This window comes from Nonomuraea sp. NPDC048892 (assembly GCF_040649735.1).
In the GTDB taxonomy this organism is placed as follows: domain Bacteria; phylum Actinomycetota; class Actinomycetes; order Streptosporangiales; family Streptosporangiaceae; genus Nonomuraea; species Nonomuraea maheshkhaliensis.
Map to the genome: position 1 here is coordinate 89,452 of NZ_JBEZFZ010000017.1, position 21,426 is coordinate 110,877.

The 21,426-nt window shown below is 71.7% G+C and carries 20 protein-coding genes and 1 pseudogene; 8 read left to right on the forward strand and 13 right to left on the reverse strand.

Annotation, left to right across the window (positions count from 1 at the left end; all coding sequences use genetic code 11):
- Positions 1–5 precede the first annotated feature (5 nt).
- The gene (trpS, locus tag AB0C28_RS39350; protein WP_346109641.1) at positions 6–1,010 is read left to right on the forward strand and encodes a tryptophan--tRNA ligase; all 1,005 of its coding nucleotides are present in this window, start codon (positions 6–8) and stop codon (positions 1,008–1,010) included.
- 98 nt (positions 1,011–1,108) lie between these two features.
- Here the strand turns inward: trpS and AB0C28_RS39355 are convergent, their stop codons facing one another.
- The 3 genes from AB0C28_RS39355 to AB0C28_RS39365 form a co-directional block, all read right to left on the reverse strand.
- The gene (locus tag AB0C28_RS39355; protein WP_346109640.1) at positions 1,109–1,303 is read right to left on the reverse strand and encodes a hypothetical protein; all 195 of its coding nucleotides are present in this window, start codon (positions 1,301–1,303) and stop codon (positions 1,109–1,111) included.
- A 104-nt stretch (positions 1,304–1,407) separates the two neighbouring features.
- On the reverse strand, positions 1,408–2,574 hold the full coding sequence (locus AB0C28_RS39360) for a helix-turn-helix transcriptional regulator (RefSeq protein ID WP_357847722.1): 1,167 nt from the start codon (positions 2,572–2,574) through the stop codon (positions 1,408–1,410).
- A 323-nt stretch (positions 2,575–2,897) separates the two neighbouring features.
- On the reverse strand, positions 2,898–3,407 hold the full coding sequence (locus AB0C28_RS39365) for a MarR family winged helix-turn-helix transcriptional regulator (RefSeq protein WP_357847720.1): 510 nt from the start codon (positions 3,405–3,407) through the stop codon (positions 2,898–2,900).
- Positions 3,408–3,468: 61 nt separating this feature from the next.
- On the opposite strand from AB0C28_RS39365, the gene AB0C28_RS39370 reads away from it, so the two are divergent.
- Entirely contained in the window at positions 3,469–4,752 is a 1,284-nt protein-coding gene (locus tag AB0C28_RS39370) for an amidohydrolase family protein (RefSeq protein ID WP_357847718.1), read from the forward strand.
- Between the two features lie 38 nt (positions 4,753–4,790).
- Complete coding sequence (locus tag AB0C28_RS39375; RefSeq protein ID WP_358080448.1) at positions 4,791–5,972, forward strand: YihY/virulence factor BrkB family protein; 1,182 nt, start codon at positions 4,791–4,793, stop codon at positions 5,970–5,972.
- Here AB0C28_RS39375 and AB0C28_RS39380 read toward each other — a convergent pair.
- Positions 5,860–6,651, reverse strand: a pseudogene (locus tag AB0C28_RS39380) (ATP-binding cassette domain-containing protein); the annotation flags it as partial. The gene AB0C28_RS39375 and the pseudogene AB0C28_RS39380 sit on opposite strands and share 113 nt — an antisense overlap.
- 109 nt (positions 6,652–6,760) lie before the next feature.
- Here AB0C28_RS39380 and AB0C28_RS39385 point away from each other — a divergent pair.
- Positions 6,761–7,318, forward strand: a complete 558-nt coding sequence (locus AB0C28_RS39385; RefSeq protein ID WP_358080450.1) for a TetR/AcrR family transcriptional regulator — start codon at positions 6,761–6,763, stop codon at positions 7,316–7,318.
- 22 nt (positions 7,319–7,340) lie between these two features.
- Here AB0C28_RS39385 and AB0C28_RS39390 read toward each other — a convergent pair whose 3' ends face one another.
- A complete protein-coding gene (locus tag AB0C28_RS39390; protein WP_358080452.1) occupies positions 7,341–8,012 on the reverse strand; it encodes an NADP-dependent oxidoreductase in 672 nt (223 codons plus the stop codon).
- Positions 8,013–8,337: 325 nt separating this feature from the next.
- Between AB0C28_RS39390 and AB0C28_RS39395 the strand changes: the two genes are divergently transcribed.
- Positions 8,338–8,718 carry a helix-turn-helix domain-containing protein gene (locus AB0C28_RS39395; protein WP_357855826.1) on the forward strand — a complete coding sequence of 127 codons (381 nt, stop codon included), beginning with the start codon at positions 8,338–8,340 and terminating at the stop codon, positions 8,716–8,718.
- Between the two features lie 87 nt (positions 8,719–8,805).
- On the opposite strand, the gene AB0C28_RS39400 is transcribed toward AB0C28_RS39395, so the two are convergent.
- Genes AB0C28_RS39400 through AB0C28_RS39425 form a run of 6 tightly spaced genes read right to left on the reverse strand, consistent with a single transcriptional unit; the run spans position 8,806 to position 14,908 of the window.
- On the reverse strand, positions 8,806–10,437 hold the full coding sequence (locus AB0C28_RS39400; RefSeq protein WP_358080454.1) for a serine/threonine-protein kinase: 1,632 nt from the start codon (positions 10,435–10,437) through the stop codon (positions 8,806–8,808).
- Between the two features lie 57 nt (positions 10,438–10,494).
- Complete coding sequence (locus tag AB0C28_RS39405; protein WP_357855832.1) at positions 10,495–11,151, reverse strand: HAD family phosphatase; 657 nt, start codon at positions 11,149–11,151, stop codon at positions 10,495–10,497.
- Positions 11,141–12,214 carry an ABC transporter ATP-binding protein gene (locus AB0C28_RS39410; RefSeq protein ID WP_357855835.1) on the reverse strand — a complete coding sequence of 358 codons (1,074 nt, stop codon included), beginning with the start codon at positions 12,212–12,214 and terminating at the stop codon, positions 11,141–11,143. Before AB0C28_RS39410 ends, AB0C28_RS39405 begins: the two co-directional genes overlap by 11 nt.
- Entirely contained in the window at positions 12,211–13,059 is an 849-nt protein-coding gene (locus AB0C28_RS39415) for an ABC transporter permease subunit (RefSeq protein WP_358080456.1), read from the reverse strand. Before AB0C28_RS39415 ends, AB0C28_RS39410 begins: the two co-directional genes overlap by 4 nt.
- The gene (locus AB0C28_RS39420) at positions 13,047–13,871 is read right to left on the reverse strand and encodes an ABC transporter permease subunit (protein ID WP_357855842.1); all 825 of its coding nucleotides are present in this window, start codon (positions 13,869–13,871) and stop codon (positions 13,047–13,049) included. Before AB0C28_RS39420 ends, AB0C28_RS39415 begins: the two co-directional genes overlap by 13 nt.
- On the reverse strand, positions 13,868–14,908 hold the full coding sequence (locus AB0C28_RS39425; protein WP_357855845.1) for an extracellular solute-binding protein: 1,041 nt from the start codon (positions 14,906–14,908) through the stop codon (positions 13,868–13,870). Before AB0C28_RS39425 ends, AB0C28_RS39420 begins: the two co-directional genes overlap by 4 nt.
- A 223-nt stretch (positions 14,909–15,131) precedes the next feature.
- On the opposite strand from AB0C28_RS39425, the gene AB0C28_RS39430 reads away from it, so the two are divergent.
- Genes AB0C28_RS39430 through dnaE form a run of 3 tightly spaced genes read left to right on the forward strand, consistent with a single transcriptional unit; the run spans position 15,132 to position 19,882 of the window.
- Positions 15,132–15,899, forward strand: a complete 768-nt coding sequence (locus tag AB0C28_RS39430; RefSeq protein WP_357855848.1) for a GntR family transcriptional regulator — start codon at positions 15,132–15,134, stop codon at positions 15,897–15,899.
- Between the two features lie 60 nt (positions 15,900–15,959).
- On the forward strand, positions 15,960–16,226 hold the full coding sequence (locus AB0C28_RS39435; protein ID WP_346105731.1) for a DUF6504 family protein: 267 nt from the start codon (positions 15,960–15,962) through the stop codon (positions 16,224–16,226).
- Complete coding sequence (gene dnaE / locus AB0C28_RS39440) at positions 16,226–19,882, forward strand: DNA polymerase III subunit alpha (protein WP_358080458.1); 3,657 nt, start codon at positions 16,226–16,228, stop codon at positions 19,880–19,882. Before AB0C28_RS39435 ends, dnaE begins: the two co-directional genes overlap by 1 nt.
- Positions 19,883–19,904: 22 nt before the next feature.
- Here the strand turns inward: dnaE and AB0C28_RS39445 are convergent, their stop codons facing one another.
- Together AB0C28_RS39445 and AB0C28_RS39450 are read right to left on the reverse strand one after the other, a co-directional pair.
- The gene (locus tag AB0C28_RS39445) at positions 19,905–20,714 is read right to left on the reverse strand and encodes a DUF4328 domain-containing protein (RefSeq protein WP_358080459.1); all 810 of its coding nucleotides are present in this window, start codon (positions 20,712–20,714) and stop codon (positions 19,905–19,907) included.
- A gap of 46 nt (positions 20,715–20,760) precedes the next feature.
- On the reverse strand, positions 20,761–21,408 hold the full coding sequence (locus AB0C28_RS39450; RefSeq protein ID WP_346105724.1) for a response regulator transcription factor: 648 nt from the start codon (positions 21,406–21,408) through the stop codon (positions 20,761–20,763).
- Between the last annotated feature and the right edge of the window lie 18 nt (positions 21,409–21,426).

Below are 21,426 nucleotides of genomic sequence, written 5' to 3' on the forward strand. Positions count from 1 at the left end.
CTGCTATGGCCAGACCTCGTGTACTCTCCGGCATCCAGCCCACGGCGGACTCTTTCCATCTGGGCAACTACCTGGGTGCCGTCCGCCAGTGGGTCACCTTGCAGGAGACCCACGACGCGTTCTACTGCGTGGTCGATCTCCACGCGATCACCGTGCCGACCGAGCCCGCCGCGCTGCGCCGCCGCAGCCGGGTGGCCGCGGCCCAGCTCTTCGCCGCGGGGCTCGACCCCGAGCGCTCCACCGTCTTCGTGCAGTCGCACGTGCGCGAGCACACCGAGCTGGCGTGGGTGCTGATCTGCCTCACCGGCATGGGTGAGGCCGCCAGGATGACGCAGTTCAAGGACAAGTCGGCCAAGTTCGGCGAGAGCGCGGCCAGTGTCGGGCTGTTCACCTACCCGATCCTCCAGGCCGCCGACATCCTGCTCTACCAGGCGAACCGGGTCCCGGTCGGCGCCGACCAGAAGCAGCACCTCGAACTCACCCGTGACCTGGGGCAGCGCTTCAACCACCGGTTCGGCGACACGTTCACGCTGCCGGAGCCGCACATCCTCAAGGAGGTCGAGAAGATCACCGACCTCCAAGACCCGACGGCGAAGATGTCGAAGTCGTCCTCCAGCCCGGCGGGCATCCTCGACGTCCTGGAGCAGCCGGGGCCGCTGCGCAAGAAGGTCATGCGCGCGGTGACCGACACGGGCTCCGAGGTCCTCTTCGACGAGGAGAACAAGCCCGGCATCTCCAACCTGCTGCGCATCCTGTCCGCGCTGACCACCACGCCCATCCCCGAGCTGGTCGCCCGCTACGAGGGTCAGGGCTACGGCACATTCAAGAAGGACGTCGCTGAGGCGGTCGTGGAGACGTTCTCGCCGATCAGGGAGCGCACCGAGAAGCTGCTGTCCGACGAGGCCGAGCTGGACCGGCTGCTGGCGATCGGCGCCGGGCGCGCCGCCGCGGTGGCCAAGGAGACCATGGCTCTCGTCCGCGAGCGGGTGGGCTTCCTGCCCACGCTGTGACCTCACGGCCGTCAAGGGCCGGGCGCGCCGATCGACCGGCGCGCCCGGCCTTTTTCCGCCCCGGTCCCCGAGCCCGCCCCGGCCCGGGGACGGGCCGCTCATCTCGTCCGCGCCGCCCGGTGCACGCGCAGCAGGGCCCGCAGGGCCGCCAGGCTGGGCCTGGTGAGACGTACGTCGCCACGGACGGCGGTCCAGCCGGACGGATCCCGTTCGAAGGTCCATCCGGAGAACTCGCGGTTCGCCTCCTGCAGCAGGTGTTCCATGACGAAGTCGGCACTCGGCGCACTAGACATGAACGCACAGTGGCATGTGAACGCCTGTGCGTGACGAACTCGGGCGAAAGATCTCCCCGTTCGCGATGACCGAACTCCCAGTTCGTACGTCAGCCGGGGATGCCTCAGATGGGGATGTCGTGCCGTTCGGCCAGATAGCGGACCTCAGGCGCCCACGACGGCCGCGCCCGGCGCGCCAGTGACCTGACCATCTCCCGCAGCAGCAGCTTGTGGTCGAGCTCCTCCGGGCATTCCCGCTCGATCCGCAGCAGGTGGAGCAGGCTGGCGGCGTCGTCGCCCAGGTCCTCGCAGGCGCGGGCGACATGGCCGAGGTGGGTGGCGCGCCGCTCGATGGACGGCGTGCGCCGCAGGTCGATGTCGTCGGCCAGGCGCAGCACCGCCTCGGGGCGGCCGATGTCGTGCTCGATGCTGGCGACGTGGATGGCGACGTTGGTGGGCCCGAAGAAGGCCAGGTCGTAGTCGGCCGAGGCGTCGTCCACGCGTTCGGCCAGCCGCGCGGCGGGCCCGCGCAGACGTTCCCTGGCCCCGTCGTCGTCGCCCATCCTGGCCTCGCCGATCGCGGTGAGCAGGTGCAGCGCGCCGAGCGCCTTGAGATGGCGATCGTCGCCGTCGGCGACGTGCGGTTCGAGCAGTTCGATGCCGCGCCGGCCGACGTCGTACGCGATCTCGTGCATGTCGTCGGAGAGCATCGACTGTCCGAGGTTCCAGTACGCCCACGCGATCATCAGCGCGTCCTCGGACTCCTCGGCGAAGCGCATGGCCCGGTCGGCCGCGAGATGCGACAGATCCACCCGCCGCAGGTGCTTCAGCACCCCCCTGGCCAGCAGGTAAGCGTCCGTCGCCACACGGTAGGAGCTCGGCGTGTGATCGAGCACCAGGTTCTCGGCGTCGGTGACGAGGGAGGGCAGCGCGGCCATGAGGATCGAGTAGCGGCGGGTCGAGGTGAACCAGGCGCTGCGCGCCGCGGCCACCCGTTCGGCGAGCTGCTCGGCGTCGGGCGGCTCGATGTCGGGCGCCAGCGACCGGCACGTGAACAGGGCCCGCTCGATGTCGCCGATCTGCGGCCTGCTGGGCTCATGGGAGTCGCGCGGGGTCTCGCCTAAGAGGACCGCGGTGCGGACGCCGAGCACTTTGGCGATCTCCCTGAGCAGCGGCAGCGACGGTGTTCGCTTGCCGTGCTCGATCAGCTCGATGTGCCTGGGGGTGCACCCGGACTGGGTGGCCAGCGCGGTGGTGCTCATGCCCCGCCGTTCGCGCTGAAGCCTGACCATTTGCCCGGTGGCTATTTCGGACATAGGCGTGACGCCTCCTGGATCGGTCCCAACACCCCACAGGTTAGGGCTCCCGATGTCCGCCCGTATGGGTTTCCGCCCTGCTCAGGCCGTATCACGCGGAGAACGGCGGGTCGGCGGGCGCTCCCGGGGAACGCGTAGAAGATTCATGTTTCGGTCGCGGTCAGGAGCGCGAGCAGGCCGTCCTCATCGGGCGGACGCCCATCGGGGGGGCGCTGGTCAGGCCGGGCACCCAAGGCCGGGCACCCAAGGCCGGGCACCCAAGGCCGGGCACCCAAGGCCGGGCACCCAGGGGCGGGCGCTCAGCGGAAGCGGCGGCGGCCCACGTGGATCAGCAGTTCGCGGAGTGCGTCGGCGGCCTGGCGCACCGTCTCCTCCGGCAGCGCCGCGGTGATCTCGGTGTGGGCCCTGGTCGAGGCTTCGAGGGCCGTCCTGGCCTGGCGCCGGCCCTCGTCCGTCAGCCGGACCCAGCGGCTGCGCGCGTCGCCGGGATCGGCCTCGCGCTCGACGTATCCGGCCGCCGCCAGCCGCTGCAGCACGTTGCTGATGCCGCCCGAGGTGAGCATCAGCGACTTCGACAGCTCGCTCGGCTTCATCCGGTACGGCGGATCGTCGACCCGGTTGAGCGTCGTCAGCACGTCGAACTCGGCGTAGGTCAGCCCCAGCTCCGACAGCTCAGCCTTGATCGCCTGCTCGAACAGTAGGTTGAGGCGGGTGACCCGCTTGCCCAGCTCCAGCGTGGCGATGAGCGACGACGGCAGCCCCGCCTCTTTCCAGCGGGGCACGAGCGCGTCGATCTCATCCTGTTTCACGCCATCGAGGATACCCAGCAGCAGATTGCTTTCTGAAAAGCTTCTGAATAAGCTTTCGAGTATGCATAGTCTGATCAAGAACGGCCTCGTCATCGACACCGACCCGGAGCCCGTCGTCCTCGGCCACGCCGACGTGCGCGTCCAGGACGGCGTGATCACCGAAGTGGGCCGGGACCTGCCCGAGGCCCAGGGAGCGGAGGTGGCGGAGGTGATCGACGCGACCGGGCGGATCGTGCTGCCCGGCTTCGTCGACACCCACCGCCACACCTGGCAGGCGGGCATCAGGGCGGCCGCACCTGACGTCGACTTCCCGCAGTACATGCATCGCGTCTTCGACGAGCTGGCCCCGCGCCACCGCCCCCAGGACGTCTACGCGGGCACCCTGGCCGGGGCGCTGGAGTGCCTGGACGCCGGCATCACCACGCTCCTCGACTGGTCCCACGCCCAGTTCACCCCCGAGCACACCGGCGCCTCCGTCCGGGCTCTGCGCGAGTCCGGCATCAGGGCCGTCTTCGGCTACTGCTACGGCGGCCCGCCCGGCGGGCTGGTCGCGGAGACCCGCCGGGTGCGCGAGACGCTCTTCGACACGCCCGGCCTGGTCAGCATGGCGATGGCGGCCCTCGGCCCCGAGATCGCGGGGGAGGAGCGCGCCCTGGAGGAGTGGCGGCTGGCGGAGGAGCTGGGCCTGCCGGTCACCGCGCACCTCGGCGGGCACGGCAGGGAGAACGCGGTCAAAGGGCTCGCCTTCCTGGAGGAACACGGGCTGCTGGCCGTTCCCACCACGTTCGTGCACGCGCTGCACTACACCGACGAGGAGTTCCGGCGCATCGCCGCCGCGGGCGGCACCGCCTCGGTCTCGCCGGTGGACGAGATGAACCTGGGCCTGGGCTACCCCACCACCGGCCGGGCCAGGGCGGCGGGCGTCCCGACCAGCTTGAGCGCCGACACCGTGGTGTGCGCCCCCGGCGACATGTTCAGCCAGATGCGCACCGCCCACCTGCTCGAACGCGGCCGCCCCGACGGCGCGGGGCTCGGCTTCACCACCCGCGACGCGCTGCGCCTGGCCACCATCGAGGGCGCTGAGGTGCTCGGCCTGGCCGGCGTCGTCGGCTCGCTGCGGCCGGGCAAGCAGGCCGACCTCGTGCTCCTGCGTACGGACACGTTCGGCATGGCCGCCGCCCACGACCCGATCGGCGCGGTCGTGCTGAACGCCGACACCAGCGTGGTCGAGACGGTCATGGTCGCCGGGCGTGTGGTCAAGCGCGGTGGGCAGTTGCTCCACCACGACCCGGCAGCGGTGCGCACGGCCCTGGCGGAGACGGCGGCCGCGGTGGCAGGGACGTGATCACGGGGTAGGAGCAGCCCCGGGAAGAGGGGCGGGCGATGGCGAGTCTGACGGAACGCGTCGAGTCGGTGAAGTCGTGGGGCCGGGCCAAGGTGGAGCGGTGGCGGGTGCGCCGGCTCTCGCTCGACCACCTCATCAGGGCGGTGCGGCGCTACCAGGCGCAGACCGGCGACCTGCTGGCGGGCGCGGTCACCTACTTCGCGTTCCTGTCCTTCTTCCCGCTGGTGGCGCTCTCGTACGCGGTGCTCGGGTTCGCGGTGGCGACCAGCGACGCCACCAGGGACGCCCTGCAGCAGGCGATCGAGGAACGGCTGCCCGGCATCGCTGAGAACCTCGACCTGGCGAGCATCGCCACCGCCAGGGAGACCGCCGGGATCATCGGTCTGCTCGGCCTGCTCTACGCCGGGCTCGGCGCGCTCGACGCGCTGCGCACGGCGCTGCGGGAGATGACGATGACCACCACGCCGCCGCTCGGCTTCTTCGTCGGCAAGCTGCGCGACCTGGCCGCGCTGGTGATGATCGGCGTGACGGCGATCGTTTCCGTGCTGGTCGCCGGGTTCGCCACGACGGCCACGGACCAGGTCCTGCACTACCTGTTCGGCGGGTCAGCGCTGGCCGGCCTCGGGCTCAGGGTGGCCGGGGTGGTGGCGAGCGTGGGGGCCGACTGGCTGCTGTTCGTGATCCTGCTCGGCTGGGTCGGGCGGTCGGCCCAGCCGTTCCGTGAGATCGCCAAGGGGGCGCTGCTCGGGGCGGTCGGGTTCGGCGTGCTCAAGCAGATCGCGACGCTGCTGCTGGCGAGCACGCTCGGCAACTCGGCGCTGTACGGCACGTTCGCGGTCATCGTCGGCCTGCTGGTCTGGATCAACTTCTCGGCCAGGCTCGTGCTCCTCGTCGCCGCCTGGACGGCCACCGCCGGGCTCTGCCCGCCCCCTTTCCCCACGGGCGGGGGACCGGGTCGGCCTCCAGGCGGCGCAGGCGTTCGTGGGCGTTGCGGACGCGGCTGGCGACCGAACTCTGCACCCGCCCGGCGTTGCGGTCGTAGGCCATCTTGTTGTTGTCGCGCATCATCCGCCCGGCGGCCACGCGGTGGGCGGTGGTGGCGGCGTGTTCGCGCACGTGGCGGATCTCTTCGGACCAGGCCGCGTACGCCTGCTCCCAGCGCGCCCTGGCCGCGGCCTTGCCGGCGAGGAAGCCGGTGTAGCCGCCGCCGAAGCGGGTGACCGTGCCGTGCTCGACCTCCAGGATCACCGTGGCGACGCGGTCGAGGAAGACGCGGTCGTGGGACACCACGGCCACCGTGCCCCGGTGCTCGCGCAGGCGCTCTTCGAGCCAGGTCAGCGCCGACTCGTCGAGGTGGTTGGTCGGCTCATCGAGCAGCAGCACGCGCGGCGCGGCGGCCAGCACGCAGGCCAGGCCCAGCCGCGCCTGCTCGCCGCCGGACAGGCTCGACAGGCGCCGGTCGCGGCTCACGTGGGCGAGGCCGAGACCGTGGAAGGCCCGCTCGACACGGGCGTCGGCCTCGTAGCCGCCGCGCAGCTCGTAAGCCGTCATGAGCTCCCCGTATTCGTCCATGACCTCGTCGGTGAGCGCCGACTCCAGCTCGCGCATCCTGCGCTCCATCGCGCGCAGGTCGGCGAGCGCGGCGTCGACGGCCTGCTGGACCGTGTGATCCGGCGGCAGGCCGAGGGTCTGCCCGAGGTGGCCGAAGTCGCCCTCGATGCGCACCTCGCCGTCGTCGGGCCGCTCGACCCCCGCGATGAGGCGCAGCAGCGTGGACTTGCCGGAGCCGTTCTCCCCGACGATGCCGGCGCGCTCGCCGGGTCTCACGGAGAGGGAGACGTCGGTGAGGACGGCCCGCTCGCCGTAGGACTTGGTGATCTGGTGAACGTGGATCAGGATGGAACTCCAATCGCTACTGTTGTAGCGTTAGTGTGGCATGGCTTGAGGCTTAATGCAACTGGAGTAGTCTTTGGAATCTAACAAACGCCCCGGAGGGCGGAGCGCCCGCGTGCGTGACGCCGTGCGGCGGGCCACGCTCGCGGAGCTGCTCGAACGGGGCTACACGGGCTTGACGGTGGAAAACGTCGCCGAGCGGTCAGGCGTGCACAAGACGACCGTCTACCGGCGCTGGGGCGGCGTCGAAGGACTGATCGCCGATGCCCTTGAGCTGGCCGGTGACGAGCCGTGGCCCATTCCCGACACCGGCTCGGTCGAGGGTGATCTGCGGGGCATCGTCCAGCTCGTCCGCACCGGGTTCGACGATCCGGAGCTGGGGCCTGTGTCGTCGGCGTTCGTGGCGGCGGCCATGCAGAATCCCTCGGCCGCGCGGGCGCTGCACGAGTTCTTCGTGGCCAGGCACGAGCAGTCGGCCGAGGTGGTGCGGCGGGCCGTCGCGCGGGGTGAGCTGCCCGACGTCGTGGACGTCAGGGAGGTGATCAGGGTGGCGGTCGCGCCCGTCTACTACCGGCTGTTCGTCGCCCACGAGCCGGTGACCGAGCGCGACGCCGACCGGGCCGCCGACGCCGCACTGGCCGCCGCCCGCGCGGGAGTCCTCGACGGCGTCTGACCAGGCGGGCCGTGGTGGGGGATCAGAGGGTGAGGACGAGCTTTCCGCGCAGGTGGCCCGCGTCCAGCAGGCGGTGGGCGTCGGCGACGCGCTCGAACGGGAACGTCTCCTGCACGTGCACCCGGAGCCGCCCCTGCTCGACGAGCTCGACGAGCCTCCGCAGGCCGACCGGATCGGGGCCGACGGCGATGCCGCTGAAGCGCAGGCCGGCCGCCTCGTACCTGGCGATGAGCCGCGTGTCCTCGTCGGCGACCGCTGTCACGAGGTGGCCTCCTGGGCGCAGCACGCCGAGCGACCGCTCGACGGAGTCGCCGCCGATCGTGTCGAGCACGACGTCGATGTCGCGGACCGTCTCGGCGAAGTCGGCCGTCGTGTAGTCGATCACCTCGTCGGCGCCGAGCTCCTCCACGAACTGCCGCTTGCCCACGCCGGCGGTCGTGATCACGTACGCGCCGAGTGCTTTCGCGATCTGGATCGCCACGTGGCCGACCCCGCCGCCACCGCCGTGGACCAGGACGCGGTCACCCTCGGTCACATCGGCGAGGTCGACCAGGCCCTGCCACGCCGTCAGCCCGACGACCGGCAGCGCCGCCGCCTCGACGTGCGAGAGCGCCGCCGGCTTGCGCGCCAGGTGCAGCGCAGGAGCGGCCACGGCTTCGGCGTACGCGTTCGCCGCCCGGGGGAAGAGCGGCATGCCGAACACCTCGTCTCCGGGCCGCAACCGCCCGGTGTTCGCCTCCTCGACGACGCCGCTGACGTCCCAGCCGAGGATGAACGGCGGCTCGCCGATCAGCGGGAACTCACCGGCGCGCAGCCGCGCCTCCAGCGGGTTCAGCCCGATCGCCTCGACCCGGACGAGGGCAGGGGCCGGGGTGTGGGCGCGTCCACGATGGTGAGCACCTCCGGGCCGCCGAACTCCTGCTGGGTGATGACGCGCATGATGACTCTCCTGCTCTTCAGGTAAGGGGGAGAGTTCAACCCTAGGTATGCGATAGGAACCACCAGGTACCTTGGGCTCCATGAGTGGTTGCGGTCCCAGCGGGTTCTTTCTCGCCGACTGTCCGGGGCGGCTGGCGGTCGAGCTGCTCGCCGACAAGTGGACGGTGGTCGTGCTCGCCGGCCTCAGCGAGGGCCCGGTGCGTCATGGCGAGCTGGTCGAGCTGATCGGCGGGATCTCCCGCAAGGTGCTCACCCAGACGCTGCGGCGGCTGGAGGCGCACGGACTCGTCCGCCGCCACGCGTACGCGGAGGTGCCGCCCCGGGTCGAGTACGAGCTGACGCCGCTCGGGGCGACACTGATCGAGCCGATCCACGTACTGACCGAGTGGGCGAAGGAGCACGGCGAGGCGGTCCTCGACGCGCTCGACGCCGGCTCTGAGCCGATCGCCCAGCCCAGCTGAACGGCTGACTTCCCGCGCCGATCGCCCAGCTCGGCTGACGGCCCGCAAAATCGGCCCGCAAAATCGGCCACAAAATCGGGCCGGGGTTCAGGACTCCGGGCGGCCGCGCAGTTCGAAGTCGTCCCACGTCGTCTGCAGCTGCGACCTGCCGTCCTTGACCGTGCGCGCGAACACCCCCAGCGACCCGCTGCCGATCCCGTTCGGGTCCTCCACGTCGTGCACCTGCTTGCCGTTCACCCACATCGTCAGCCGCACCGTCTTCCCCGACTGCTCGCACGACACCGCGATCCGTGCCTTGTCCCCGTGCTTCACCTCCGCGTCCACAGGCTGCGCCACCGTGCCGCCCGCGCCGTTCGAGATGCGCCGGATCTTGGCCTTGCCCGTCGTGTCCAGCGCGAACTCGTAGTACGACTTGTCGTCCTCCGAGTTGTGGCAGTAGATGCCGTAGTCGCCGCTGCCCGAGGACTTCTTGACGTCGGTGGTGACGGAGATGAGCACGGTCGCGGGCAGCATCGGGGTGGGCGTGGCGGAGGGCTCGGGTGTGGCGGTCGGCTTGTGGAAGGTGAAGGGGACGGGCGCCCTGGCCCACTTCTCCTCGTGCCCGGAGCCGACGTCGATCCCGTACGTCCCGTCCGTACGGTATCCGTAGTAGCTCGCGCTCATGGACGGGTCGTACGTGCCGCTCCAGTCGCCCGAGGTGGTGAAGTCCTCCTGGTACAGCACGGGGAGGTCGTCGGGCGGCCCGCCGGGGACGAAGATCATCCAGGCGCCCACGCCCGCCGCGAGCACGACCGCGCCGGCCGCCGCGAGCGCCGTGTAGAGCCGCCCCCTGCGCGGCGGCCGGGAGCCCGTCGGGACGATCGTGTACGGCGACGTGGCCCGCTGCCAGGCCACCTGTACGGTCTGCGCCGCGTGCTCAGGCCCGGCCGAGCGCCCGATGAGATGGTCGAGCAGCTGCTGGGAGGTGGGCCGCGCGGCCGGGTCCTTGCGCAGGGCGGCGGCGACCAGCTCACGCAGGCCGGGGTCGACGGCCTGGAGGTCGGGCTCGGTGTTGAGCACCTGGTAGACGATCGCCGGCAGCGTCTCCCCGCCGAACGGCGCCCGCCCGCTGGCCGCGTACGCCACCAGGCAGCCCCACGAGAACACGTCGCAGGCCGGTGAGACGGGGTCGCCGCGCAGCACCTCGGGCGACATGTAGCGGGGAGTGCCGACGATCTCGCCGGTGCTCGTGACGCCGCCGAGCGTGTCGAGCGCCCGCGCGATGCCGAAGTCGATCACCCGCGGGCCGACGGGGGAGAGCAGCACGTTGGACGGCTTGAGGTCGCGGTGCACCACCCCGGCCCCGTGGATGGCGGTGAGCGCGGTGGCCACGCTCACGGCCAGCGCCTCCAGGCTGGAGCCGCGCAGGGGACCCGACTGCTGCACGGCCTCTTCGAGGTTGGGCCCCGGGACGTATTCGGTGACCACGTAGAGCTGGTCGCCGTCGAGCGCGGCCTCGATCACGGCGGCGGTGCAGAACCGGCGCACCCGCTGCGCCGCGTCGGCCTCCCTGCGAAAGCGCATGCGGAACTGCTCGTGCTGGCTGAGCTCCGGGTTGATCACCTTGACCGCGACCCGTTGCCCAGCGGCGTCCTCGGCGAGATGGACCGTGCCCATCCCGCCTCGCCCCAGCACGCTAAGTAGCCTGTAGCGCCCGATGTGGGAGGTTTCACCGCTCACGCCGCGCAAGCTTACCGATACAAGGCCTACCGCCGCAGTCGCGCCACACGCGCACCCTCAGCGCTCGTCGCAGGCCCCCTCGGCGTTCCCTTCAGGACGGTCCCCGGGAAAGCAGGTGAACGACTCGCGCAGGCGGTCGAGCGAGGGCAGCCCGTTCTCGGGCCCCGCGACCAGCACCAGGCACCCCGCCGCGCTCGCCGCCGCGATCCCGGCCGGGCTGTCCTCGACGGCCACGCACCGTGACGGCACGGTGCCGAGCCGCCGGGCCGCCTCCAGGTACGGGTCGGGCCACGGCTTGCCCCGCGGCGTGTCCTCGTCCGCGATGACCAGGTCGAACGCGTGCCCCAGCCGCGGCAGCACCAGCTCCACGATGCTCCGGGGCGACGCGCTGACCAGGGCCGTCGGGATGGCGGCCGCGGCCAGCCCGGACAGGAGCTCCGCCGCCCCGGCCACGACCGTCAGGTCACGGGAGACGCGTTCGCCGAACGCCTCGGTGAGCCGGCCGGTGAGCGCCGGCTCACCGAGGTGGCGGGCGACGTCCTCGATCGTGCGCCCGTGCACGTACGGCGTGTCGGCCTCGGTCAGCGGACGGCCCGCGACGGCGGCGACGGCCTGCCACCACAGGCCCTCGGTGTCCACCAGCGTGCCGTCCATGTCCAGCAGGACCGCGTCGGGGCCGCCTCGGCGGGACGGCACGGCGAGCTCAGACCGCATCGGCCGCCACGACGGGCGCGGGAACGGTGACCGTGCGCTCGGCCACCAGCACCGGCCGCTCCACCAGCCGCACCGTAACCCGCGTCCCGGGGCCGAGCTGGGCCGCCTCGTGGCCGGGGACGTCCGCGAGCACCTCCCCGCCCTCCACCGCGAGCCTGAGCCGCACGGAGGCGCCTCTGAACGACGCGGCTACCACCTCGGCCGGCCCGTCGGGGGAGAGGACGACCGTGACCGCCTCAGGACGTACCAGGACGTCCACGGACGGATCCTCAGGTACGGGACCGTCCACGGGCAGGATCTGGCCCAGCACCGTCACCTGGTCCCCGGACACGCGCCCGGCCAGGTGGTTCATGGTGCCGACGAACTCGGCCACGAAGGGCGTGGCGGGCCGGTCGTACACCTCGGCGGGGGCGCCGACCTGTTCCAGCCGCCCGTCGCGCAGCACCGCCACGCGATCGGCGATCGACAGGGCCTCTTCCTGGTCGTGGGTCACGAAGATGGTGGTGATGCCCAGGTCGAGCTGCAGGCGGCGGATCTCCTCGCGCAGGCTCACGCGTACCTTGGCGTCCAGCGCCGACAGCGGCTCGTCCAGGAGCAGGACGCGCGGCTCCAGGGCGAGCGCGCGGGCCAGCGCGACGCGCTGCTGCTGGCCGCCGGACAACTGGTGCGGGTAGCGGTCGGCGTGCGCGGGCAGGCCGACGAGTTCGAGCAGTTCGTCGGCTCTGGAGTGCCTGGTGGCCACCGGGATCTTGCGCACGCGCAGGCCGAAGGCGACGTTGTCGCGGGCGTTCAGGTTGGGGAAGAGGGAGTAGGACTGGAAGACCATGCCCGCGTCCCGCTTGTTGGCCGGGACGTCGGTGACGTCCTTGCCGTCCACGAGCACGGCGCCGGAGTCGGGCCGCTCGAAGCCGGCCACGCAGCGCAGCGCCGTCGTCTTGCCGCAGCCGGAAGGGCCCAGCAGGGCGACGAACTCGCCGGGCGCCACGATCAGGTCCAGCCCGTCGAGCGCGACCGTTCTGCCGTACGCGCGCCGCAGCCCGCGGAACTCCACCGATGCCGTCATTTCTCCCTCTTCCTGCCGAACACCGTGGACACGGCGAGCAGCAACAACCAGATGAGCAGCAGGCTGAGGATCGACACCGCGACGGAGAGCTGCCCCTTGGAGCCCGAGACGGTCACGATCCACACGGCGAACGGCTCGTACCCGAGCAGGCTGGCCACGGTGTACTCGCCCAGCACCAGTGCCAGCGTCAGGAACGACGCGCTGGCCAGGGCCGAGCGCAGGTTGGGCACGATCACCCGCACCAGCACGTACGGCCACGACGCCCCCAGGTTGCGGGCCGCCTCCACCAGCGTGCGCACGTCCATCGTGCGCAGCCCGGCGTCCAGCGACCGGTACACGAACGGCAGCACCAGCACCACGTACGCCAGCACGAGCACGACGGGGAAGGCCGGGTCCTGCACCGCGATGAGCGTGGCCCAGAACGGCGTCGGCGCCAGCACCTCCGTCCCGTTGCGCAGCGACGTGCCGATCCCCGCCACGAACGTGATCGGCGGCACCACCAGCGGCAGCGTGCACAGCACCTCCATCACCACCCGCAGCCCCGGCGCGAAGAGCCGTATGGCCAGCATCGCGGGCAGCGCGAGCAGCAGCACCACCGCGATCGTGGCCACGGCCAGCCCGAGCGAGAGCGACAGCGAGCGCGCGAAGCCGTCGGCGGTGAGCAGTTCCCCGTACGCGGAGAACGACACTCCGGTGGTGGGCGTGTAGATCGTGTACCAGACGGAGGTGCCCAGCGGGACCAGGAAGTAGGCCGCGGCCAGCGCGAACACCACGCCGCGCCAGGCCGCCCTCGGCCGCCGTGTGACGGTGCCGGAGACCCGTTCCAGGCCGGTCAGTGCAGCCATCGGGAGGTCCTCCTCTGCAGCGGCAGGTAGATCGCCATCACCAGCCCGGCCACCACGACCATGTCGAGGCTGAGCGCCAGCGCGATGTTCTCGTAGCCGATCAGCACGTCGCCGGTCAGCGCGCTGGCGATCTTCAGCGTGACGAGCGGGACGACGGTGCCGACCATGGCGTTGGCGGTGGCGTACGCGGAGAAGGAGGAGCCGAACAGCAGCACCACGCCGCCCAGCATGGCCGGGGCCAGCACCGGCAGCGCGACGAAGCGCCAGTAGTGCCACGAGGTGGCCCCGCTGCTCGCCGCCGCCTCGCGCCACTGCGGCCGCAGCCCGTCCAGCGCCGGGGCCATGACGAGCACCATGAGCGGGACGGAGAAGTACAGGTAGACCACGACCAGCCCCCAGAACGTGTAGAGGGAGCCCGAGGGCAGCCCGACCAGGCCGCTGATCACGCCGGAGTTGCCGAGCGTGGCGATCCAGAAGAAGGCCAGCGGCACCCCGCCGAAGTTGGCCAGCACGCCGGAGGCGGTCAGCACGGCCTCGCGCAGCAGCGTGCCGCGCGAGGCCACGACCGCCTGGGCCAGGAACGTGCCCAGGACCGCGCCGAGCAGCGCGACCACGGCCGACAGCTTGACGCTGCCGATCATGGCGGTGAGGTAGCCGCCCTGCAGGCTCTGTGTCAGGTTGGCCAGGCTCGGCCGCCCCTGCGCCGTGAACGCGCCCACCACCAGCGCGACGGCGGGGACGCCGAACACGAAGGCGAAGAACGCCAGCAGCGGGAGCGCGCCGAGCCAGCCCCTCGAACGGGTGCGGGTCATCCGGAGATCGCGGCGTCCCAGCCGGAGGCCAGCTTGGCCTTGGCCGCGTCCACCTGCTCGGTCGTCGGGAACGTGGGTGTGCCCTCGACCGCGGGCAGCTTGTCCGCCAGCGCCTTGTCCACGGTGCCGTCGGCGGTCATCGCGGGCAGCAGGACGGGGCGGGCGAAGCCCTTGAGGTAGAGGTTCTGGCCCTCGGCGCTGTAGAGGTACTCCTGCCACAGGCGGGCGGCGGCCGGGTGGGGGGCGTCCTTGTTGACGGCCTGGGCGTACATCTGGAAGTACTGGCCGTCGGTGGGGATGTTCACCTTCCAGTCGATGCCGTTGGCCGTCATCTGGGGCGCGTAGGCGGCGTTGTTGTAGTCCCAGTCGATGCTGATCTTGGTCTCGCCCTTCTCGATGGTCGCGGGCGTGGTCTCGACCGGGTTGTAGTTGCCGGCATCCTTGAGCTTCTTGAAGAACTCGATGCCGGGCTGGATGTCGGCGAAGGAGCCGCCGTTCGCGATGGCGGCCGCGTACACGCCGGCGAAGGCGGAGCCGGCCTCGGTCGGGTTGCCGTTCATCGCGACCTGGCCCTTGTACTCGGGCTTGAGCAGGTCGGCGAAGCTCGTCGGGCAGGTCTTGATCTGCTTGGCGTCGCAGCCGATGGAGACGTAGCCGCCGTAGTCGTTGACCCAGAGCCCGGTGGGCTCCTTCTGGCCCTCGGGGATCTTGTCGAACGTCTGCACCTTGTACGGGGCGAACAGCCCCTCCTTGGCGCCGCTGATCGCGAACGCCTGGCCGAGGTCGAGCACGTCGGGGGCGCGGTCCTGGCCCTTGCGCGTCTTGACCGCGTTGATCTCGTCGGCGCTGGCCGCGTCGGGGGTCTCGCTCTCGATCTTGATGCCGTACTTGGCCTGGAACTTCTCGATGATCTCGCCGTAGTTCGCCCAGTTGGGCGGCAGGGCGATGACGTGCAGGGCGCCTTCCTTCTTGGCCGCGGCGACCAGCTGGTCGAATCCGCCGAAGTCGGCGGCGGACGTGGCCGTGGCCGCGTTCACTCCGCCTTGGGATGCTTGGGTGGTCTGGGAACTCGGGGCGGCGCCGCACGCCGCGGTGACTACGGTCAGGACTGCGACAACGCCGGCCGCGCGGGCGCGAGGTGTGAACACGACGCCTCCACTTTCCAGGGGGTGTGGCAAGAACGTAGGGGAACTTGTACAAACAAGCGAGCACCAGTAAGTCGCATAAGTGTTGCTCTTTCATGAATAGGAAGGGTCGGGGATGGTTGCCCGCTATGAACGGATCGCTGATGAGCTGCGGGACGACATCCTGTCCGGCGCCCATCCGGTCGGTTCGCAGCTTCCGAGCGAGGCGGAGCTGGCCGGGCGTTTCGCCGCGGCCCGCGGCACCGTACGGCAGGCGGTCGCGGTGCTGGCCGCCGAGGGCCTGGTCGGCTCCCGGCAGGGCGCCAGGCGCATCGTGCTCGGCAGGACGCGCAGCCAGAGCTTCGCCGAGCTGCACAGCTTCGCCCAGTGGGCGCGCGCGAACGGCTACCGTTACGGCGGCCGGGTGATCGCCCAGCGCCGCCGGCCCGCGAGCGGCTCGGAGCCCGCGCGGCTCGGCTCCGGCGAGGTGCTGGAGGTGCTCCGGCTGCGCTCGCTGGAGGACGAGCCCGTGCTGCTGGAGCGCACGGTCTACGCCGGATGGGTGGCCGCCGCCGTGGAGAGCCTGCCCGCCGACTGCGGATCGGTCACCGAGGCGCTGTACGAGTCCGTCGGCCTGGTGTTCGCCTACGGCGAGCATCTCATCGACGCGGTCCCCGCAGGCGCCGAGGACGCCCGGCTGCTGGGCGTGCGCAGGGGCAGCCCGCTGCTGCGCCAGCGACGGGTGACGACCACGCACGAGGGCCGGCCGGTGGAGTCGTCGGACGACCGTTACCGGGCGGGCAGCGTGGCCTTCAGCATCCGCAACTCGATCGGGGCCAACCCGCTCGTACGGGAGCCCGGCGACTTGCGTTTCGAGCGCAGAGAACATATGTTCGAGTCGTAAGCGCCCGTCTTCCCCCGGGTGGCTCAGCATAAGGACCAGAGCCTGGCGGGGAGAAGCGTCTTGAGCAGACTCTATGGCGATCCGATAGAGGTGTGGACCCGAGACGGGGAGCCGACCCAGTTCGTCTGGCGTGACCGGCTCTACCTCGTCCGGAGCGTCCTCGACCACTGGGTGGTCGCGCGCGAGTGGTGGAAGACCGGCGAGGGCGATCCGGGCGAACGCCGCTTCTGGCGGGTCGAGGCCAGCCCGGGCCGCGAGTCGGGCTCCTACGAGCTGCGTTACGACACCGCGGGCAACGGCTGGCTGCTGCTGAGGGCGTGGGACTGATGGCGCCCCCGTTCCCGCACCTGCACGTGTCCTCCGCCTACTCCATGCGCTACGGCACCGCCTTCCCGCGCGCCCTGGTGAACCGGGCGGTGGAGCACGGGATGGACATCCTCGCGCTGACCGACCGCGACGGGCTCTACGGCGCGATCAAGCACGTCCAGGCGTGCGCGGAGGCCGGCATCGCGCCGGTGCTCGGCGTGGACCTCGCCCTCGACGTCCCCGCCTCGCCCTTCGCCCCGGTGCCCGGGGCGGCTGCGCGGCGCCCTAAGACCGGCCCGGGAGCCGAGGACCGCGTCACCGTGCTGTCCAGGGGCAAGGGCTGGTCGCGCCTGTGCCGCCTGGTCACGGCCGCCCACCACGCGGGCGAGCGCGGCGCGCCCAAGGTGACCAGGGAGCTGATCGGCGAATGGGCCGGCGGTCCCGGCGGAGACCACGGGTTCGGCGCTGACGACGGGCTCGTGGTGCTGCTCGGCCCCCGATCCGACGTGGGCCGCGCGGTCGCCGACCGGCGCGACGAGCACGCGAGGACGCTGCTCGGCCTGTGGCGCGCCGCCGTGCCCGGCGTGGTCGTCGAACTGGTCGACCAGTACGGCTTCCGCGACGCCATCACGGCCGTCCGCATGCTCGGCCTGGCCGAGTCCATGGGCGTGCCCGCCGTGCTGACCAACGCGGCGCGCTACCTCGACCCGGCCGACCATCAGGTGGGCGACGTGCTCGACGCGGCCCGCCAGCTCGTCCCGCTGCACCCGCGCCACCTGGAACGCACCACCTCCCACGCCTACCTCAAGAGCACCAAGGAGATGTGGCAGGTGGCGGCCAAGGTGTGCGGCGCCGACCAGCAACGGGTGGCCCGGCTGCTGCACACCACCAGGCGGCTGGCCGAGGCGTGCGCGATGGAACCGCTCGACCTGCTCGCGCTCCGCAACGACCCGCCCGCTCTGCACCTGCCCGAGGTCGGCCGCGACCCGGTGCCGCTGCTGCGCCACCGCGTCGAGGACGGGCTGATCAGGCGCGGCCTCGACCGCTCCGGCGAGGCCAGGGAGCGCCTGCGGGCCGAGCTGGCCGTCATCGAGCGCAAGCGCCTGTCCGGATACTTCATCGCCGTGGCCGGCATCACCGACATGATCCGCGGCATGGGCGTCCGCTGCGCCATCCGCGGCTCGGGCGCGGGCAGCCTGGTCAACTACCTCATCGGCATCGGCGAGGTCGATCCGCTCGAACACGGCCTGCTCATGGAGCGCTTCCTGTCCGAGGGCCGCATCGGGCTGCCCGACATCGACGTGGACGTGGAGTCGGCCCGCCGGCTCGACTGCTACCAGGCCATCTTCGAACGCTACGGCGAGGCCCGCGTGGCCTGCGTGTCCATGATGGAGACCTACCGGGCACGCAGCGCCATCCGCGACGTCGCCGGGGCGATGGGCCTGCCGCCGCACGAGATCGACGCCATCGCCAAGGCGTTCCCGCACATCAGGGCCAGGCAGATCACCGCGTCCCTGGGCGACCTGCCCGAGCTGCGCGAGAGCCGGCTCGGCGAGGCGGGCCTGGACCGGGTGTTCCGGCTGGCGGAGAAGCTCGACGGGCTGCCCAGGCACATCGCGCTGCACCCGTGCGGCGTGCTGATCGGCAACAGCGGCCTGCGCGACCGGACGCCGGTCGAGCGCAGCCTGCTGGAGTTCCCCATGTCGCAGTTCGACAAGGACGACGTGGAGGAGGCAGGGCTGCTCAAGCTCGACGTGCTGGGCGTGCGGATGCAGTCCGCGCTGGCGTACGCGCTGAGCGAGGTCAAGCGGGTCGACGACGTCGTGGTCGAGCTGGACACCCAGCGCGGCGACGACCCGGAGGTCCAGTACGTCCCCCACGACGACCAGGACACCTACGACATGATCTGCGCGTCCAGGACCCTCGGCTGCTTCCAGATCGAGTCGCCCGGCCAGCGCGAGCTGGTGGCCAAGCTGGAGCCGCGCAGGATGCACGACCTGATCGTGGACATCTCGCTGTTCCGTCCTGGACCGGTCAACTCCGACATGGTCACGCCCTACCTGGAGGCCAGGCACGGGTGGCGGCAGCCGTACTATCCGCACGAGAGGCTGCGCGAGGCGCTGAAGGAGACGCACGGCGTCGTGGTGTTCCACGAGCAGGTGCTGAAGATCATCTCGGTGATGACCGGGCGCGACCTGTCGTTCGCCGAGAAGCTGCGGCGCACGCTCGACACGCCCGAGGGGCGCGAGCGGGTGCGCAGGACGTTCACGCCCATGGCCAGGGCCAACGGGTTCGGTGACGCGGAGGTGGAGCGGGCCTGGCAGGTGCTGGACGCGTTCGGGGCGTTCGGGTTCTGCAAGGCGCACGCGGCCGCGTTCGCGCTGCCCACCTACCAGTCGGCCTGGCTCAAGCGGCACCACGCGGCGGCGTTCTTCGCCGGGGTGCTCACGCACGAGCCCGGCATGTACCCGCCGCGGGTCATCATCGACGAGGCCAGGCAGTGCGGGGTGAAGATCCTGCCGCTGGACATCAACAAGTCGGGCAAGGACTGGCGGGTGGAGCGGCTCGGGCCGCGCGTCCAGGTGCGGGTGCGCCCGGCCGCGCTGGAAGGACCGGCCGCGCCGCGCAGGGAGTTCAGGGCCGGCGACATCGGCAAGGGGTACGCGCTGCGCGTGCCGTTCTCGGCGGTCAAGGGGGTGAGCGAGGCGGAGGTCGAACGCATGGTGGCCGGGCAGCCGTACACGTCGCTGGCCGACTTCTGGGACCGTGCCAGGCCCTCGCGGCCCACGATCGAGCGGATCGTCCAGGTCGGCGGGCTCGACGCGCTGCACGACCTCCACCCGGGCGGGCCCCGCTGGCGGCCGGGCGAGCTGACCAGGCGCGACCTGATCGCCCAGGTCGGAGCGCTCGACCGGACCTCGGCGATCGGCGTGCGGGCCGGGCCGCGCAAGTCGAAGCGCTACAGCTCGCACCTGTCGCACATGGACCTGTCGTCTGCCAGGAACGCGGCTCCTCCGGCGGTCCAGTTGCCGCTGGGGTTCGGCGAGCACCTGCCGCCGGGGGAGCTGCCCGAGATGACCGAGACGGAGATGGTCGAGGCCGAGCTGGAGATCCTCGGCATCGACGTCAGCCGGCACGTCATCAGCTTCCACGACGAGCTGCTCGACGCGCTCGGTGTGGTACGTTCCCGCGACCTGCTCGCCCAGCGCAACGGGGCGGAGATCCTGGTGGCGGGGGTCAAGGTGGCGACCCAGACGCCGGCCGTGCGCTCGGGGCAGCGGGTCATCTTCACCACCCTCGACGACTCGACGGGGCCGATCGACCTGACCTTCTTCGAGTCGGTGCAGGGCCACTGCGCCTCGACCGTGTTCGGCTCGTGGCTCATGCTGGCCAAGGGCGTGGTCAGGCGCACGGGGACGCGGGCGGTGACCATGCGGGCGGTCGACTGCTGGAACCTGGCCGACCTCGACGCGCTCTGGCGCTCCCAGGGCGTCGAGGCGGTGCGCGCCGTCCTCGACCGGACGCCCGAGGACGCGGCGGGCGTCGGAGGACGCGCGATCGAGTACGCCAACGGCTTCCGGCTCTCGCCCTACGCCGACCTCGCCCCCGCTCTCGCGGGCCCGCCCAGGAAGCTCTGGCACGCCAGCCCGGGCAGCTCGGGCCCGACCGCGGCCTGAGCGCGCGTTCTTTCGGGGCCTGTCAGTGGGAGTCGGTCGCCAGCGGCCCCTCGATCACGGCGCTCGGCGAGAACGTGGGAGGCGGTGAGATCACGGACGGCGCCGCAGAGGCCGAGACTGGGGCCGAGACTGGGGCCGAGATTGGGGCCAAGACTGGGGCCGGGGCCGCGGCGAAGGCGGGCGCCGCGCCCGGCCTGGCGTCGCGGGCCGCGTGCTGCAGCCGGGTCAGCTCACGCACCGTCCCCGCGCACAGCAGGGCCGCCACCAGCGCGCACACCAGCTCAGGCGCCCCCACCCCGGTCAGGCCACCGGCCGAGCTGTCGAGCGGCAGCCGGATCGTCACCAGCGCGAGCGTGGCCAGCCAGCTCAGCCACCATCCGGTCAGCAGCGCCAGCCACCGGCCCCGGCGGCCGGCCGGCGGGCGGGTGCCGCGCCAGACCTCGTCGACCAGCACCGCCGGAGCGAACAGGTTGACGCCGGGCACCAGCCAGGCCGCCGCCACCGGGCCGGTCGCGGCCGAGCGGTCGTTGGCCTGCCTGGCTCGCACGAGCCAGGTCACGTAGGCGGCCGCGGCCGCGATCGAGGTGCCGGCCACGGTCATCATCAGCACCGCGAACGTGGTCACCGCACCCACCACCGCCTCCGCGTCGGCCCCCACGGGACGACCGCCGAAGGCGGCGAGGCGGGCGGCGAGTTCGCGGCCCATGGACTGCTCGAAGATCACGAGGGCGCCGAGGGAGAGGACCTGGGCGGTGAGGGTGACGTAGACGGCGGTGGCGGCTCTGGCGGGCGATGCCTGGGTGTAGCGCACGTTGTTCTCCCCCCGGGCCATGCGCTGAGGTTCTGATTCACTTGTATCCCGCCGGCCCCGCTGTTAATCAGCTCACCACGCCGGATTCCCACGCCCAAGCTGCGATTTCAACCCGATTGCGGACACCGAGCTTGGCGAAGATGCTGCCCAGGTGCGTCTTCACCGTCGACAACGACACGAACAGCTCGGCGGCCACCTCCTGGTTGGTCCGCCCCTTGGCCACCAGGCGCACCACGTCCAGCTCGCGGTCCGTCAGCGGGTCGTCCATCGGCGGTGCGCTGCGCCGGGGCCTGGACAGGTGCTGCAGCAGCCGTACGGTCACCGACGGCGACACCAGCGAGTCGCCCGCCGCGGCGGCCCTGACCGCCTCGATGAGCAGCGTCGGCCCGCTGTCCTTGAGCAGGAAGCCGATGGCGCCGGAGCGCAGGGCTCCGTAGACGTACTCGTCCAGGTCGAACGTGGTGACGATGACCACGCGCAGCGGGTTCTCCACGCCGGGCCCGGCCAGCGCGCGGGTCACCTCCAGCCCGTCGAGCTTGGGCATCCTGATGTCGAGCAGGCACACGTCCGGCCGCAGCCGCCTGGCCTCCGCCACGGCCTCGGCGCCGTCCGCGACCGCGGACACGACCTCCATGTCCGGTTGCGCGTCCAGAATCATCTGAAAGCCGGTTCGTACGAGTTGCTGGTCGTCGGCGATGAGAACCCGAATAGTCACGGCCCCAACTCTAAGGAT